This window comes from Dactylosporangium sp. NPDC051484, assembly GCF_040689395.1.
Taxonomy (GTDB): Bacteria; Actinomycetota; Actinomycetes; order Mycobacteriales; family Micromonosporaceae; genus Dactylosporangium.
The window spans coordinates 445,871-461,583 of record NZ_JBFAZX010000004.1 but is presented as its reverse complement, the minus strand read 5'-3'; the positions used below and the strand labels follow the sequence as shown (position 1 = coordinate 461,583).

General features: G+C 71.5%; 16 protein-coding genes and 1 pseudogene. 6 read left to right on the top strand and 11 right to left on the bottom strand.

Annotated features, from left to right (window positions below; all coding sequences use genetic code 11):
- Together AB0367_RS10905 and AB0367_RS10900 are read left to right on the top strand one after the other, a co-directional pair.
- A pseudogene (locus tag AB0367_RS10905) lies at nt 1–234 on the top strand (IS630 family transposase); the annotation flags it as partial.
- 233 nt (nt 235–467) lie between these two features.
- On the top strand, nt 468–860 hold the full coding sequence (locus tag AB0367_RS10900; protein ID WP_366226027.1) for a hypothetical protein: 393 nt from the start codon (nt 468–470) through the stop codon (nt 858–860).
- Between the two features lie 185 nt (nt 861–1,045).
- Here AB0367_RS10900 and AB0367_RS10895 read toward each other — a convergent pair whose 3' ends face one another.
- The 6 genes from AB0367_RS10895 to AB0367_RS10870 all read right to left on the bottom strand — a co-directional run bounded on the left by AB0367_RS10895 (nt 1,046) and on the right by AB0367_RS10870 (nt 7,552).
- Nucleotides 1,046–3,226 (bottom strand): peroxidase family protein, encoded by a 2,181-nt coding sequence (locus AB0367_RS10895; protein ID WP_366226026.1) that lies wholly within the window; start codon nt 3,224–3,226, stop codon nt 1,046–1,048.
- 628 nt (nt 3,227–3,854) lie between these two features.
- Nucleotides 3,855–4,526 (bottom strand): FadR/GntR family transcriptional regulator, encoded by a 672-nt coding sequence (locus AB0367_RS10890; RefSeq protein WP_366226025.1) that lies wholly within the window; start codon nt 4,524–4,526, stop codon nt 3,855–3,857.
- Nucleotides 4,517–5,392 carry an amidohydrolase family protein gene (locus tag AB0367_RS10885; protein ID WP_366226024.1) on the bottom strand — a complete coding sequence of 292 codons (876 nt, stop codon included), beginning with the start codon at nt 5,390–5,392 and terminating at the stop codon, nt 4,517–4,519. The genes AB0367_RS10890 and AB0367_RS10885 overlap by 10 nt, the downstream gene beginning before the upstream one ends.
- Nucleotides 5,389–6,321 carry an aldo/keto reductase gene (locus AB0367_RS10880; protein WP_366226023.1) on the bottom strand — a complete coding sequence of 311 codons (933 nt, stop codon included), beginning with the start codon at nt 6,319–6,321 and terminating at the stop codon, nt 5,389–5,391. The genes AB0367_RS10885 and AB0367_RS10880 overlap by 4 nt, the downstream gene beginning before the upstream one ends.
- Nucleotides 6,318–7,073, bottom strand: a complete 756-nt coding sequence (locus tag AB0367_RS10875; protein WP_366226022.1) for an SDR family oxidoreductase — start codon at nt 7,071–7,073, stop codon at nt 6,318–6,320. The genes AB0367_RS10880 and AB0367_RS10875 overlap by 4 nt, the downstream gene beginning before the upstream one ends.
- On the bottom strand, nt 7,070–7,552 hold the full coding sequence (locus AB0367_RS10870; RefSeq protein WP_366226021.1) for a hypothetical protein: 483 nt from the start codon (nt 7,550–7,552) through the stop codon (nt 7,070–7,072). The genes AB0367_RS10875 and AB0367_RS10870 overlap by 4 nt, the downstream gene beginning before the upstream one ends.
- 59 nt (nt 7,553–7,611) lie before the next feature.
- Here AB0367_RS10870 and AB0367_RS10865 point away from each other — a divergent pair, with 59 nt between their 5' ends.
- Nucleotides 7,612–7,734: a hypothetical protein gene (locus tag AB0367_RS10865; protein ID WP_366226020.1), complete on the top strand. Its 123-nt coding sequence runs from the start codon at nt 7,612–7,614 to the stop codon at nt 7,732–7,734.
- Nucleotides 7,735–7,963: 229 nt separating this feature from the next.
- Here AB0367_RS10865 and AB0367_RS10860 read toward each other — a convergent pair whose 3' ends face one another.
- Nucleotides 7,964–8,167 (bottom strand): hypothetical protein, encoded by a 204-nt coding sequence (locus tag AB0367_RS10860; RefSeq protein ID WP_366226019.1) that lies wholly within the window; start codon nt 8,165–8,167, stop codon nt 7,964–7,966.
- 259 nt (nt 8,168–8,426) lie between these two features.
- On the opposite strand from AB0367_RS10860, the gene AB0367_RS10855 reads away from it, so the two are divergent.
- Both AB0367_RS10855 and AB0367_RS10850 read left to right on the top strand, forming a co-directional pair.
- The gene (locus tag AB0367_RS10855; protein ID WP_366226018.1) at nt 8,427–9,281 is read left to right on the top strand and encodes an aldo/keto reductase; all 855 of its coding nucleotides are present in this window, start codon (nt 8,427–8,429) and stop codon (nt 9,279–9,281) included.
- A gap of 99 nt (nt 9,282–9,380) precedes the next feature.
- Nucleotides 9,381–9,626, top strand: coding sequence for a hypothetical protein (locus AB0367_RS10850; RefSeq protein WP_366226017.1), 246 nt, complete (start codon nt 9,381–9,383; stop codon nt 9,624–9,626).
- A gap of 28 nt (nt 9,627–9,654) precedes the next feature.
- On the opposite strand, the gene AB0367_RS10845 is transcribed toward AB0367_RS10850, so the two are convergent.
- Genes AB0367_RS10845 through AB0367_RS10830 form a run of 4 tightly spaced genes read right to left on the bottom strand, consistent with a single transcriptional unit; the run spans nt 9,655 to nt 13,507 of the window.
- Nucleotides 9,655–10,914, bottom strand: a complete 1,260-nt coding sequence (locus AB0367_RS10845) for an aldehyde dehydrogenase family protein (protein ID WP_366226016.1) — start codon at nt 10,912–10,914, stop codon at nt 9,655–9,657.
- 15 nt (nt 10,915–10,929) lie between these two features.
- A complete protein-coding gene (locus tag AB0367_RS10840) occupies nt 10,930–11,760 on the bottom strand; it encodes a class I SAM-dependent methyltransferase (protein WP_366226015.1) in 831 nt (276 codons plus the stop codon).
- A gap of 41 nt (nt 11,761–11,801) precedes the next feature.
- Entirely contained in the window at nt 11,802–13,091 is a 1,290-nt protein-coding gene (locus AB0367_RS10835; protein WP_366226014.1) for a right-handed parallel beta-helix repeat-containing protein, read from the bottom strand.
- Nucleotides 13,088–13,507 (bottom strand): MarR family transcriptional regulator, encoded by a 420-nt coding sequence (locus tag AB0367_RS10830; protein WP_366226013.1) that lies wholly within the window; start codon nt 13,505–13,507, stop codon nt 13,088–13,090. The genes AB0367_RS10835 and AB0367_RS10830 overlap by 4 nt, the downstream gene beginning before the upstream one ends.
- Nucleotides 13,508–13,587: 80 nt before the next feature.
- Here AB0367_RS10830 and AB0367_RS10825 point away from each other — a divergent pair, with 80 nt between their 5' ends.
- Nucleotides 13,588–15,375 carry an ABC transporter ATP-binding protein gene (locus tag AB0367_RS10825; RefSeq protein ID WP_366226012.1) on the top strand — a complete coding sequence of 596 codons (1,788 nt, stop codon included), beginning with the start codon at nt 13,588–13,590 and terminating at the stop codon, nt 15,373–15,375.
- The last annotated feature ends 338 nt before the right edge of the window (nt 15,376–15,713 follow it).

Here is a 15,713-nt window from a genome sequence, read left to right as displayed (position 1 = left end):
AGCAGCTGGCTGAACATGATCGAGATCTGGTTCGGGCTGATCACCCGCCAGTCCATCCGCCGCGGCACGTTCACCTCCGTCAACGCCCTCATCGTCCGCATCCGCGACTACGTCGCACACTGGAACACCGACGCCAAACCCTTCACCTGGACCGCCACCGCCGACGAGATCCTCGCCAAGGTCCGCTGGGTCCAGACCAGCATCAAGCAACTCGTCGACAACAACTCGAAGTAACGACAGCAGGATCACGAGACACTAGACGTCGCGAGAGGCGTCGAATAGCAGGAGGTCAGGGTGCACAGCAGTGGCTGCGAGTTCGCGGAACCAGCCGCGACGCGGCCCGGGTTGCGGAAGTCGACACCACGACGTTTGCACAGCCGACCGGAACTCGTCGCGACGCTTGCCCTTCGGCCGAAGGACAGGCAGAATCCAGGAATCTTCAGAGTCTCCGAAAGAGGCGGAGTCCTATGCCAAGTGTCGAGATTGACGAGGCGACGGATCAGTACCTCACGTTCGCCGCGTCGATCGCGAGGATCACGAAGGGACAGGTCGTAGCACGGCTGGTCGCCGAGGCACGAGCATCGACAGGTCCCGTGCCGGCCGACACGGACGAGGAGGTGGCGATCCACGCCGACTATGCCGGTCATCGCACGCGAGCAACGTTCGTGCGTGGCCCGGGTCGCATCGAGATCGCCGACGGACCGTTGGCCGGGAGGGAGTACCGCACCCCAAGCGAAGCAGCACGCGCCGTGGTCAGCCACTACAATCCATCCGTCTCGCCTCACCGCAACGGATGGGCTTTCTGGATCATCAGCCGCGACGGCGCCCCGCTCCAGCAGATCCGGCACCATGGTAATTAGCTGGTAGTAGCTCGCCCTCCACGTCTGCCATCCCCACACGGTCCGCTTAGGACATCGACTTACTCAAATGGTCGCATCGCACATGGTGCACGCGGACCGTCAGGATGCCCCAGCCTCGCGGCCGGGGCATCCCCGGGTTCCGTAGTGTGCCAGCGGGACGGCGGGCGTCCCGCGGCGCTGGCGTGCTAGCCGAGCGCGCAGCGCTTGCCGTTGATCGTGAAGTTCACCGGTAGCGCACCCGTGACATCGTCCCAGGTGCCATTGAAGCCCACCCCCGTCAGCGTCGCTCCGGCGGCGAGCACGCCGTTCCAACTCGCGTTGGCGATGTTCGCCGTCACCCCGTTCTGGCTGAAGGTGCCGTTCCAGCCCTGGGAGAAGGCCTGGCCGTTGGCGAACTGCCACTGCAGGTTCCAGCCGTTGAACGCGACGCCGGACTGGTTGGTCAGGCTGATGTCGACCTGGAAGAACCCGGGCCAGGTCGTGACCACCCGGTAGGCCACCTTGCACGTCGCGGGCGGCAGGTCGTCGTCGGCGACGAGGAACACGTTGGGGTTGATGTCGGCGGCCGGTGTGTCGGTGTTGCGGGAGATGACCTGGGCCAGCGTCGTGTGGAAGTCGATCCCGTACTGCGAGGCGATCGTCGTCAGCCCCATGTCGTTGCCGTAGAAGAACCGGTCGCCGTCGCGCAGCGCGAGGAACTGCCTCGTCCAGATCGCGCGCTGCAGCTCGCCGAACTCGCTGCCGGGCATGTGCCGCTCGGCGATCATGCCGGTGAAGGCGTCGACGTTGTTGACATTGCCGTACACCGCGCGCAACCGCGCGGCGGTGGTGCTGCGGCGCACGCCCGAGGTCGAGCCGTCCGCAGCGCCGACGACCGTCGCGGTGCCGTTGATGTCGGCGGTACGCAGGAAGTCGAGACTGTTTGGGTTGTCGGCGCCGGAGCCGGCCGGGAATGCGTCGGTGGCCTCGCCGGTGATGGCCGTGAACGAGGTCTTGGGCGCGAGCCCGTACGCCTGCCGGAGCTGGTTGTAGCTGGGCATGCCGTGGTCGCGGCCGCGCTCGATGTCGATCGCGCCGAGGTCGACGACGCCGGTGAAACAGGCGGGCAGCGTCGGGCCGTCCAGGCAGGTCGGGTTGCCCGTGACGGGCACCTGGAACAGCACACTGCGCAGCTGGTTGTCGATCATCTCGTCGTTGTTGTACTGCGACTCGCTCAGGCTGGTCAGGAACGGCCCGAGGCCGATGGCGGGCAGCAGGTCCGGGTTGAAGAACGCGACGTTCAGCGGGATGCCGATCGCCACGTTCGCACCGTCGACCTCGACGTCCAGGCCCTGCGCCCGGAAGGCGGCCAGCTGGGTCGCCGTGTAGCGCGACGCCTGCGTCTGCGCCGTGAACTCGCCGTGGATCTGGCTGTGCGCGCGGTACCCGACGACGGCGAACTCGTTACTCAACGTGGTGTCCACGTTGGCGTTGTAGCCGGTGTACCGCGGCAGGTTGACGCCCATCGCCGGCAGGAACTCGTTGTAGGTGATGTACTGCTGCTCGGCGATCACGATCCGCCGGGCGATCTGGAACCGGTCCTCGGCACTGAGCGAGCTCGGCAGCATGGACACGATCCGGTTGTGTTCCCTGGCGAAGAGCGTCTGGGTCGCGGTCAGCGCGAGGTTCTCGTTGGCTCGCACGTCACCCGCGACCGCGGCGTTGTTGGGGTTCGCCGCGAGCCGGCCGTCGACGTTCATCACCGGGGCGGCGGCCGGGTTGCCCCGGGCCGTGCGGCGGGGCAGGTAGCTGCCCGGCAGCATCAGGGTCGCGGCGTTGTTGGCCATGTTGTTGTCGAACGGCCCGTCGCGCATCCACTCCAGACGTTGCGCCGTGCCGCCGTACACGGCCCACGCGTCGATGTACGAGCTGACGGTGTTGACCTGCTGGCGCGGGTTGGTGACGCCGGTGCCCGGCGCGCTGAGGTCCCGGGTGAACGGGATGACGCCCAGCGTGTTGGAGAAGGTCTCCAGCGGGTCGTTGGCGTTGAACGGGATGTTCGCGGCCTCGGTACCCCCGGCGGCGAGCCCGAAGGTGTGATCGAGGAACTGGCCCCAGGTCCAGCTCCACTGGCTCACCCGGTGCTCGGAGAAGATGTTCTGGTGCACGTCGTTGAAGATGCGGTTGCTGACCTGGCGGCTGTTCGGTCCGGCCACGGGCTGGCCGCGGCCGTCGGCGTACCGCGCGGCGGCCACCCTGGAGTAGGCCGTGCCCGCCTGGCCCTGGGCCGGCCGGGCGAGGTTGTTGCGGCTGCCGTCGAGGCTCTGCACCTCGAAGGAGACGGCGCCCTGGGCTGAATGCGCGCCGATGACGAGCAGGCTGGTCATGGTGGCGCCGACGACGATCGTGTGCAGCGCGTGTCGGAGTCGTCGCCGTAGAGGTCGGCGACTCGGGTGGACTGGGGCGGATGAACACGACATGGTTCCTCCCACGCGGCTCGAAGCCTCGCGTGTGGCGTGCCCGGCTCTGTGATCCGAACGAACTTCCGCGGAACGCGCAGCATGTTGCGTGCGGTTCAGCCGAGGGACGGCGAAGCAGGAGGGCTCGCCAGAGATGTTGGGTATGGGTCCGGTTGCGCGGTGCGCGTGCCGACCGGCTCTCGGCACGACAGGCGGAGCGCCGGCGCCGTGGGGTCAGTTTGGGCTTGATCCAGACAAAAATCAATAGATGATCATGATATTTGTAAAGGACCTTGCCAGATACAGATCAATCGCCTTGAGCAGCGTCTCATGGCTGGAACCGATCAAGGCGTTGCTTGCCGGGCGCAGCCCCGACCAGCCCCTGCCTGCTGTCGCGCGGCGAGCCCGGGATCGGCAAGACGAGGGCGCAGAGCGCAGCGATGCCGCCGAGAGAGCAGGTGATCTGGCCAGCGAAGCGCGGCCAGTGCCGAAGCGAAGCGAGGCATGGGGGTGCGGGGTGGGCCCCCGCCGCGCCGAAGGCGCAGCCAACACAGCGCTACAGAGCCCGGCGCAGCCACTCCTCGACGCCGGCCACGTGGATCGAGGCCCAGGCGCGGGCCAGGTCCGGCTGGCGGGTGGCGATCGCGTCGACGATGGCCTGGTGCTGCTCGCGTGTGCGGGCCGCGGCGCCCTCCTGGGTCAGGCCGCGCCAGATGCGCGCACGGGTGGTCGGGCCGGACAGGCCGTCGATGAGCGAGCACAGCACCGCGTTGCCGGCGCCGGCCGCGATCAGGCGGTGGAACTCCAGGTCGTTGGCGACGAGGGCCTCGATCGTCGGGTCGGCGCCGAGGTCGTCGAGCACCGTCTGCAGCTTCGCCACGTCCTCTTCGCTCATCCGCTCGGTGGCCAGGGCGGTCGCCGCGGGCTCCAGGATGCGGCGCACCTCGAGGAACTGCAGGACGGTGTCGTCGCGGTGGAAGTCGACCACGAAACTCAGCGCGTCGAGCAGCAGGTTTGGCTCAAGGCTGGTGACATACGTGCCGTCGCCCTGCCTGACGTCCAGGACGCGGATCATCGACAGGGCCTTGACCGCCTCGCGCAGCGAGTTGCGCGACAGGCCGAGGCGCTCGGCCAGGTCGGCCTCCTTGGGCAGCCGGTCCCCCGGGCCGAGCTCGCCCGAAGTGATCATGCCCTTGATCTTGTCGATTGCCTCGTCGGTCAGTGCCATGGGTCCCTCCGCGGCGACTCTACGCCCGCGGCGCCAACGTCCAGACGGTAGATCTCGGCGGCTGTGCCGCCGAACACCTGCGCGCGCTCCGCGGGACTGGTGAGCGGGGTGATCAGCTCGTCGGCGACGGCCAGGACCCGCCCGTAGGGCGCGGCCAGGCGGCAGACCGGCCAGTCCGAGCCGAACATCAGCCGGGCCGGCCCGAACAGATCGAGGGCCTGCTCGGCGTACGGCTGCAGGTCCTGGGGTTTCCAATGCTCCCAGTCGGCCTCCGTGACGAGGCCGGACAGCTTCGCCGCGACGTTGGGCCGGGCGGCGAGGGCGGCGATCGCGGCGCGCCAGGGTGCGAGGTCGCCGGCTCGGATGCGGGGCTTGCCCAGGTGGTCCAGGACGAACCGGACGTCGGGGAGGGCGGCGGCGACCCGCGCGGCGGAGGGTAGCTGGTCGGCGCGGATGACGAGGTCGAAGACGAGCCCGGCGGCGCCGATGCGGCGCAGGCCGGCGCGCACGTCGGCACGGTCGAGGTATCCGGCGTCCTCGGCCTGCACCTGGGCGCGCAGCCCGACGAGGTGCTCGGCGCCGGGCAGGTCCCGGTACGCCGGGAAGACCGGCGCGGCCGGGTCGTCCCAGGCGACGACGCCGGCGATCTCGGGGGTGTCGCGGGTGTGGCCGAGCAGTAGCGCCGCCTCGTCGGGGTCGCAGCGCCCGCCCTCGACGAGCACGGTGTGGGTCACGCCGGCGGCGGCGAGTTCCGCCCGCAGGTCGCCGGGGCCGAAGGTACGCCGGATCGGGGCGAGTTCGGGCGCGTCGAGCCAGTCGTAGCCGCCGCCCAGATGCCACAGGTGGTGGTGCGCGTCGACGATCACAGCAGCCCCCGCCCGGTCAACGCCGGCCACAGGGAGTCCGGCGGCGGCGCGTCGAACAGCGCGGCGTTGCGGCGCACCTGTTCGGCCGAGTCGGCGCCGAGGACGACCGTGGTGACGGCCGGGTCACGGCCGGGGAAGGCGATGGCGGCGGCCGGCAGCGTGGTGCCGTGCTCGGCGCAGACGCCGGCGATCTCGGTGGCCCGGCGCACGAGGTCGGCGGGGGCGGCGCCGTACTCATACGGCAGCCCGTCCCGCGGCCGGTCCTCGGCGAGCAGCCCGCTGTTGAACACCCCGGCGGCGAGCACTCCGACGCCGGCCGCGGCGCATGCCGGCAGCAGTCGCTCGGCGGCGGGTTGTTCGAGCAGCGTGAAGCGCCCGGCGACCATCACGACGTCGGGCGTGCACTCGGCGACGACCCGGGTCAGCACGGCCGCGTCCTTGGAGCCGGCCCCGATGGCGCGCACGACGCCCTCGGCGCGCAGCTCGGCCAGGGCCGGGAAGCCCTGCCGCAGCGCCTCCTCGGGGTGGTGCTCGGGGTCGTGCAGCAGCGCGATGTCGACCCGGTCGAGGCCGAGCCGGGCCAGGCTTTCCTCGATCGAGCGGCGCACCCCGTCGCGGGTGAAGTCCCAGACCCGCCGGTGGGTGCGGGGCACGGCGAACCCGTCGGCGAGGTCGTCGCCGCCCTCGCCGGTCGGCTCGAGCAGCCGGCCGACCTTGGTGCTGACGGTGTACTGCGAGCGTGGCCGGTCGCGCAGCGCGGCGCCCAGGCGACGCTCGGACAGGCCGATGCCGTAGTGCGGGGCGGTGTCGAAGTACCGAATGCCGGCGTCCCAGGCGGCGTCGACGATCGCGCGGGCGCCCTCGTCGGTGCGCTCGCGGTAGAGGTTGCCGAGCTGGGCGCAGCCCAGCCCGAGTCTGTCAGGCCTCACGGCCGGGCCCGCAGGCGCAGGCCGTGCATGCCGCCGTCGACGGACAGCACGGTGCCCGTCGTCGCGCTGGCCAGGGGGCTGGCCAGGTAGGCGATGGCGTGCGCGACCTCCTCGGCGCTGACCAGCCGCCCGGTCGGCTGCCGGGCGCTGAGCGCGACCAGCTCGGCCTCCGGGTCCTCGGCCTGGTCGAGCAGCCGGCGCACCCACGGCGTGTCGGCGGTGCCGGGATTGACGCAGCAGACCCGGATGCCTTCGCGCACGTGGTCGGCCGCCATCGCCGCCGTCAACGCCTGCACGGCGCCCTTGGTGGCGCTGTAGAGGGTCCGGTCGGGCAGGCCGGCGTGCGCTGCGATGGAGCAGGTGTTGACGATCGCGGGATGGGTCGAGCGGCGCAGGTGCGGCAGCGCTGCGCGGGTCACCCGGACCAGGCCGACGACGTTGACGTCGAAGACGCGGTGCCACTCGTCGTCGGGGTTTGATTCGACCGTGCCGATGGCGCCGATCCCGGCGTTGTTGACGAGGATGTCGATCCCGCCGAGGCGCTCGGCCGCAGCCGCCACGCCGGCACGCACGGCGGTGTCGTCGGCGACGTCGGCGACGAAACCGGCGATGCTCTCGGGCAGGTCGTCGGCGCGCAGGTCCAGGCTGGCCACCCGGGCGCCGCGGGCGGCGAGGTGCCGGGCCGTGGCCAGCCCGATCCCGGAGGCGCCGCCGGTCACGACGGCGGCGAGACCGTCGAACTCACCGTTCACGTAGGACTCCCAAATACATCGGAGGATTGCTGTCTATCAGCCCGACGCGTCCGGACACAAGGGCTTGACAGGAGCGCTGCGGCGGATGACCGTCCGATGTCACGCGGGTTCGCCGGCGGGCGGGGCGGAGGCGGCTCACGCGGCAGCGCCTCCAGCAGCACAACGCCGGCCAGCGTGAGCAGGATCAGTGCCGGGACCAGCCATACCAGGCGGAGCGCCAGCACGGCCAGGACAACCGCGGCAACCCAGCGGCGCCGCTCGAGCGGCATCGGTGCGGCGGGCAGTTCCCGCATCAGGTGGTACACCCAGGCGAATGGGCTGATCAGGCGCATCGCGAGCCCGGTGAGCACCGGGCCGGTCCAGTCATCGGACGACTTGACCGGCGACACGACGGCGAGCGCAAGCGGCGGCCACACCGCCTCCGGGGCGTGCAGCCGGTGCAGGGCGCCGGCGAGGGGCCGGCCGGAGGGCTCGCCCACCTCGCCGACCCGCGAGACGTGCCAGATCAGGCCACCCCAGCGTTGCCGGGACGTTGCCGGTGCGACGAGCCACGCCAGGCGCGCGGCGCAAGCGCACCCACAGCAGCGCGGCGATGCCGGCCATCGAGCCGGCGCTGAGCATCGTCAGGGCCGCCGCGAACGGCGGGGAGATGAACCCGTAGCCGCGCACCGGGCCGGGCCGGCGTCAGGAGCACAGGTCGCCGCCGTCGAGCCAGAGCCGGATCGCGCCACGGTACACGTGCGGGTCGAACCAGCCGTGCCAGTGCGCGGACAGCATGACGAAACCCGCGATGCCGGCGCTCAGCGCGGCGAGCCCGGAAGGGCTTCGTCAATGTGCGGTGCGGTGGCCGCCCGCCGTCGGCGACGATGCGGGCGGGCGTCGGACAGTCCTCAGATGTCCTCGTCGAGCTGGGTGCCTCGGCGCGGGTCACGGATGCTGCGGCCCGTCGAGTCGACGGGGCCCTCGTCCACGTGGCCGCCGCGGGCCAGCTGGTGCTCCAGGCTCTGCTGCCGCTCCGCCTCGCGGCGCGCCGTCTCGCGGGCCCGGGCCTCGGGGCTGTTCGGGTCGATTCCGGTCGGGTCAAGCGCGGTCATGCTGCTCACTCCCAGTGCTCGGCGGTGCAGTGGTCGGGTGATCGCGCGTCACCATACCCAGGCTGATCTGCGCTAATCCATAGGCAAAATACTGCAGATTCTCACAGGACCGCCCCGTTTACCCGGCATCCGAAGCAGGCGATGTGCCGGATGAAGCGCGGCTTCGCCCGCCCCGCCGGATCGCTCCGCGTGCCGCGCGCCCGGACGCGTGGATAGATTCGGGGTGAGAGCATTCTCGACTCCGAAGGAGACCTGACGTATGTCAGAGCAGAGCAGCGCGCGGAACGCCGGAACCATCGATGTCGGCGGCGACCTGACCGTCAATCGGCTCGGCTTCGGCGCGATGCGCGTCACCGGCGAGGGGATCTGGGGCGAGCCGCGCGACCGCGACGAAGCCGTCCGGGTCCTGCGTCGCGCCGTCGAGCTGGGTGTGAACTTCATCGACACCGCCGACTCGTACGGGCCTGACGTCAGCGAGGAGCTGATCGCCGCGGCCCTGCACCCCTACTCGGAGGATCTGGTCATCGCCACCAAGGGCGGCCTGGTGCGTCCCGGGCCCAACCACTGGGAGGCGGACGGGCGGCCCGCGCACCTGACGGAGGCGCTCGAGGGCAGCCTGCGCAAGCTGCGGCTGGAATCGATCCCGCTGTACCAGTTCCACCGCCCCGACCCGGCCGTGCCCCTCGAGGAGTCGATCGGGACGCTCGCCGAGCTCAAGACGCAGGGCAAGATCCGTCACATCGGCGTGTCGAACTTCACCGAGGAGCAGCTGCGGGTCGCCCAGCGGATCACCCCGGTCGTGTCGATCCAGAACCGGTACAACGTCGACGACCGCAGCTCCGAGTCGCTCGTCGACCTGTGCGAGCAGGAGCAGATCGTGTTCCTGCCGTGGGCGCCGATCCAGAACCTCGACGACAACACCACGATCGATGCGATCGCCAAGAAGTACGAGGCCACGCCCCGGCAGATCGTGCTGGCCTGGCTGCTGGCGCGCTCGCCGGCGATCCTGCCGATCCCGGGTACCGGCTCGGTGCGGCACCTGGAGGACAACGTCGTGGCGGCCGGGATCGCGCTGACCCCGGCGGAGGTCGCGGACATCACCCGCAGCGCGTAGCGCGGAAAAACTCCCGACCCGCGTGTCGGATCCGATCCGGCCCGTTCGAGGAGGGGACGGAGGACGTACCACCTGCTGTCGCACGTCGCCCCGTCGGCCGTGGTCGAGCTCAATCGCGCCGTGGCCGTCGGCATGGCCGAGGGCCCGGCCGCCGGGCTGGAGATCGTCGACGGGCTGGTGGCGCGGGGTGAGCTGGCCGCGTATCCGCACCTGCCGGCGGCCCGCGGCGAACTGCTGGAGCGGCTGGGCCGCGGCGCGGAGGCGCGGGCCGAGTTCGCCCGCGCCTCCGCACTCACGCGCAACGAGACCGAGCGCGAGCTGTTCGCCCGCCGCGCCGCCGGCTGACGCCGCCCCGGCCGTCCGCGCCGGCGGCTCAGTCGAGGTCGGTGAGGCGGTCGGCGGGGACGACCGCGTATTGGCGCAGGGACAGGTCGCGGAACGTGACCGGGCCGCGCGGGCCGGGGACCCGGTCGATGTTGATGCCGGTCTCCGGGACGTTGAGCAGCTTGAAGCCGTCCAGCAGGCGGGTCGTGGCGTTCCAGAAGGCGCCGGTGCCCGCGTACGCCGACAGGAACTCGCGGGCCGCGGCGGCGTCCTCGGTGACGACGCCGGCGGCCAGGCCGGAGGTCTCGTCGTTGGCGATGCGGGCGGCGTCGAGCGGGCCGGCGGCCGGGGCGATCGTGATGGTCGCCTCACGGGCCGAGTCGAGGGCCCACTCATACCCGAGCGGGTGGTCGTGCGGCGGCAGCGAGACGGCGACCCTCGGGGCGACCGCTTCGGTGACGCGGGACACCAGGTCGTCGAAGCGGTCGCGGTGGATGAGCAGCAGGTTGAGGCGGTTGCACACGCCGAGGCGGTCGAGGCCGGCGGTGATGAGCGCGAACGCCTTGTCGAGGTCGGCGGCGGCGTCGATGTAGAGCACCCCGCCGCCGTCGGCGTGGGCGAGGGTGCGCACGCCCCGCAGCGCGGCCTTCTCCGCCAGGCTGCGGGTGCTCTCGCCGCTGCCGCGCAGGATGACGAGCGGGATCAGGCCGGGCTGAGCGACCAGCGCCTCGGCGGAGCCGCGGCCACGGGCCCGGATGAGCTGCACGGCGGCCGGGTCGAGGCCGGCCTCGGCGAGGGCGGGTGCGACGACCTCGTCCATGAGGGCGATCGCGGAGGCGAGGGCGGCCGAGCCGGTGCGCAGCACGCCGCCGTTCTGCGACTTGACCAGCTGGGAGGCGACGTCGACGGTGACGTTGGGGCGGGCCTCGTAGTTGGCGCCGATGACGCCGACCGGGCGCCGCCACTCCTGCAGGATCAGGCCGCCGCCGAGCTCGCGCACCGTGCGCCGGGCCGGCTCGGGTGCGACGTCGGCGAGGATGTTCAGCTGCTCGGCCATCGCCGCCAGGCGGGCCTCGTCCAGGCGGAGCCGGTCCAGCAGGCCGCCGCTCATGCCGCCGGCCTCGGCCGCGGCGACGTCGGCGGCGTTGGCGGCGAGGATCGGGCCGGGGGTCGCGGCGAGGCGGCTGGCCATGCCACGCAGGGCCTCGTCGATGGTCTTGGCCGGCGCCGCCGCGAGCGAACCGGCGGCGGCCCGCGCAGCCCGGGCGGCCGCTGCCACGACCTCGTTCACGTCCTGCTCATCGGCCACGGCGACGGCTCCTCTTCAGTACGAACGCTTGCGTGCCTGAAGAGTGTATGTAAGCGGCAGTCGCTCGGGGCGCTCGGCCAACCGGTACTCCCCGTGCTCGTCACCGACGGTGAAGCCGGGCAGCGGGTCCCACGGGCAGCTGTCGTGCTCCTGCAGCATGGTCAGCTCCAGGCCCTCGCCGAGCAACGCCGTGACGATCTCGCCGAGGCCGTGGTTCCACTGGTGGGTGACGTTATTGACGAACTTGACGTCCGTCTCGACGTACGTGGTTCCGTCGTCCCACACGAGCGGGGCCTCTTGCTCGAAGTACGGGAAGTGCACCGCCAGGACGCCGTCGCCGCGGGTCTCGTCGACGCTCCACAGCATCGGGTGGCCCTCTCGGATGAACAGGCGGCCGCCGGGGCGCAGCAGGGTGGCGACGACCGCGGCCCAGCGACGGATGCCGGGCAGCCAGCACAGCGCGCCGACGCCGGTGTACACCAGGTCGAACGAGCCCGGCTCGAGCACGTTCGGCGCGGCGTAGACGTCCGACTCGACGTAGTCGATGTCCGCGCCGGTGCGCTCGGCCAGGGCGCGCGCCGCCGCCAGCGACGCGGGCGAGAAGTCCAGGCCGGTGACGCGGGCGCCGAGGCGGTGCAGCGACAGCGTGTCCGTGCCGATGTGGCACTGCAGGTGTACGGCCCGTAGCCCGCGCACGTCGCCCAGGCGCGGGCGGTCGAAGCGGACCACCTCGCTGAGGTACTGGGGATCGTCCACGAACCGATCGATCGCGTACCCGGTGGAGGCCGCATGCGCCGGGGCGCGCTCGTCCCACTGGGCGCGGTTGAGGCGGAGGTATTCGCTCACCCGACGAGGGTCACACGCCGGTCAAGCGGATAAGAATCCCGTCACGAGGTGGCGTACATGTCCGGTTCGACGACCGGCTCCAGGTCGAGGAACACGGAATCGGCCAGCTCGCCGTGCGCGGTCACCGCCAGCGACGCCCGCTGCGTCGGCGGGGTGTGGCGGTCCCAGATCCGCTGGTTGCGGATCGTCGCCGAGACGACCCGGGCGTTGATCGCGATGCCGGCGGACGGGCTCGTGGACGTACCGTTGCCTCGAATGCGGTTGTTGACGAGGAACGGGTCGATCAACGCGCCGTCGATGCGGATGCCGTCGCCCGCGTTGTCCCAGATGTCGTTGCCGTCGAGCACCATGTCGGCGGCCGGGAGCCGGATCGCGCCGGGCAGGTTGTGCTGGCGGTAGCCGTGGCCGCCGTTGCGGCTGATGCGCGTCGCGGTGACCGTGTATCCGCCCGGGGTGTTGCCGATGCTGACGCCGTCGCCCGGGTTGTCGTCGACGACACAACCGGTGATCACGCCGTAGCGGCCAGCGATGTGCGTGGTGCCCTGCCCGGAGACGTCGAAGCCGGCGGTGTGGTTGCCGATCATCGTGCAGCCGGAGACGAGCAGGCCGTCGGCGCCCCAGTCGGAGATGCCGTACTTGTTGTTCTCGGCGTGGCAGCCCAGGACGCGGATGCCGCGCGGCGGGGTCCACGAGGCGTCCTGCAGCTCGACGAAGATGCCGTTGGTGCCGTTGCGCAGCGTTACGCACTCGCTCACGGTCAGGCGCTCGACCGCGCCCCAGCCACCCACACCGATGCCGATGCCGGCGCCGCCCTTCTCCCAGCCGGAGTCCAGCCGCCCGCAACCGGCCGCGACCACGCGCTCCACGGTCGTGTCCTGCAGGAAGTCGCAGCCGAAGCCGGTCGCGGGCGTGTCGTGGATGTAGAGGTCACGGAAGGAGCCGCGCAGCACGTACTGCAGGCCGAGCCCCTTGGCCAGCACGTCATACGCGGGCAGCGTGACCTGCGAGCCGTCGATCTCGAACCCGGCGAAGGTGACGTCCGCGATCGCGCGCTCCGGCGAGGCACCGTGTTGCAGCGTGGTCCAGAACGTCAGCGGCACCGGGACGCCCGGCGCGCCCGGGTTGGACAGCACGAAACGGGTCGCCGACGGGCCGTCGCCGATCAGCGACACGCCGGTGCGCCAGACGGTGGCGACGTCGCGGATCAAATACGTCCCGGCCGGGCAGTAGATCACCTCGCCGGGCGGGCCGGCGTCGACCAGCCGCTGCAGCGCCGGCTGGTCGTTGGTGACACCGTCACCGACCATGCCGTGCTCGCGCGCGTTGATCACGGAGGTTCTGATACCCGCAGTGCGGTGAGTATGCGGGCCAGCTCCGCCCGGTCCCGCGGCGGGAGGGCGGCGAAGAAGCGTTCGCCCTCGACGCCGCGCTCGGCACGGATGCTCCCCGCGACGCTACCGCCGGAAGGCGTGAGCTCCACCAGCGTCGCCCGGCGGTCGGCGGGGTCGGGCAGCCGCTCCACGAGGCCACGCTCCTCCAGCCCGTCGACCACCTCGGTCGTCGAGCGCGGGGCGATCTTCAGGTGCTCGGACATCTCGCTCGGGCGCATGGTGCCGTGCCGGGCGAGCACGTTCAGAGCGCGCGCCTGCCCTGGCGTGATCCCCAGCGGCTGCAGCGACTCGTGCGAGCGGTGCCGCAGCCGGCGCGCCACGCTCCAGAAGAGCTCAGCGAGGCTCTCGTCCTCCACGGGAACACGGTAGCAGGGGTTGGTGTTGCTACCTCATAGTGAGGTAACCTCAACATGTTTCCGACAGAGAGGCGTTCCCCTTGGAGCCCAATCACCCCACCCGCGTCCGCGGGCCCCGGAAGGTCAGCGCCGCCGAGAAAGCGCAGGCCAAGCAAGTCTCCCTGACTCGCATCGGCCGCCTGTTCGCCGCGCATCGCGACCGGCTCGCGGTCGTCGTGCTCATCATCGTGGTGTCATCGGTACTGTCGATGGCGTCGCCGTTCCTGCTCCGCGAGGTCATCGACCGCGCGCTGCCCGCCCGCGACACCCGGCTGCTCGTCTGGCTGGTGCTCGGCATGGTCGCCGTGGCCGCCATCACCTCGGCGCTCGGCGTGGTCCAGACGTGGCTATCGACCAAGGTCGGCCAGCTGGTCATGCACCGGCTGCGCACCGACGTCTTCACGCACCTGCAGCGGCAGTCGATCGGCTTCTTCACCCGCACGCGCACCGGCGAGGTGCAGTCGCGCATCACCAACGACATCGGCGGGATGGAGACGGTCGTCACCAACACCGCCACGTCCATCGCGTCCAACCTCACCACCGCGGTCGCCACCGCCGTCGCCATGACGGCGCTGTCCTGGCGGCTGTCGCTGGTCTCGCTCGTCGTGCTGCCGCCCGCGATCTACCTGACCCGCAAGGTCGCGAGCATGCGGCGCGAGATCACCGCCCAGCGCCAACGCGAGCTGGCCGACCTCAACGTGACGATCGAGGAGGGTCTTTCCATCAGTGGTGTACGCCTGAGCAAGACCATGGGCGCGGGCGGCGCGCTGATCGACCGGTTCACCGCCTCCTCCGAGCGGCTGATCGACCTCGAGCTGCGCTCCGAGCTGGCCGGCCGCTGGCGGATGGCGTCGATGAGCATCATCTTCGCCGCCATCCCGGCGATCATCTACCTCAGCGCCGGCCTGCCGATGACCGCGGGCTCGCTGAGCATCGGCACCCTGGTCGCCTTCACCGCGCTGCAGGCTGGCCTCTTCCGGCCGCTCATGGGCCTGCTCGGCGTCGGCGTCGCGCTCACCAGCTCACTCGCGCTGTTCGCGCGCATCTTCGAATACCTCGACCTGCCCGTCGAGGTCGCCGAGCCGGAGCACCCCGTCGCGCTCCACGACGTGCGCGGCCACCTGCGCTTCGAGGACGTCACGTTCACCTATCCGGGCAGCGGCTCGGCGGCCGTGGCCGGCGTCTCGCTCGACGTGCCGGCCGGCACCTCCCTCGCGCTCGTCGGTGAGACCGGCTCGGGCAAGAGCACGATCGCCTCGCTCATCGCCCGGCTGCACGACCCCACCGCGGGCCGGATCACCATCGACGGCGTCGACCTGCGCGATCTGCGCCTGACCGACCTCGCCGCGATCGTCGGCGTCGTGAACCAGGAGACCTATCTGCTGCACACGACGGTGCGGGAAAACCTGCGATACGCCAAGCCCGACGCGACCGACGCCGAGCTCGAGGCCGCGGCGCGGGCGGCGCGGATCCACGACCTCATCGCGTCCCTGCCCGACGGCTACGACACGGTCGTCGGCTCACGCGGCCACCGCTTCTCTGGTGGCGAGCAGCAGCGCATCGCGATCGCTCGCACCCTGCTGCGCGACCCGCGCATCCTGGTCCTCGACGAGGCCACCAGCGCCCTGGACAACGAAACCGAGCGCGCCGTGCAGCGCGCGTTCGACGACCTGGCCCGCGGCCGCACCACGATCACCATCGCCCACCGCCTGTCCACGGTCCGCGACGCCGACCAGATCGCGGTCATCGACCACGGCCGCGTCGTCGAGCGCGGCACGCACACCGCCCTGCTCTCGGCCGCCGGAACCTACGCCACGCTGGCCGCCTGACCCGCCAGCGCGTCCACCCGACACCCGCATCGCACGCGCAACCCCGGCCGCACACGTCCGTCGCTGGGACGCACACCCCCTGGCCGCACACGTCCCGTCGCCGGCCATCGGGACACACGCCACCCTGGCCGCACATGTCCGTCGCCGGCCATCGGAACGCACGTCACGCCGAGCCGGCCGGGGCCGCGAACCCTCCGATGCGCCGTTGCGCCGACGACGGACAGTCACACACACCGCCCGCCGTCGCCGGCGGGCGGATCGTGGGCGTCGAGCTCGGCACGTCCGGCGGCCCCGGCCGGCCCGGCCGAGACAGGCCGGACGGGCCGACACGGCCGAAC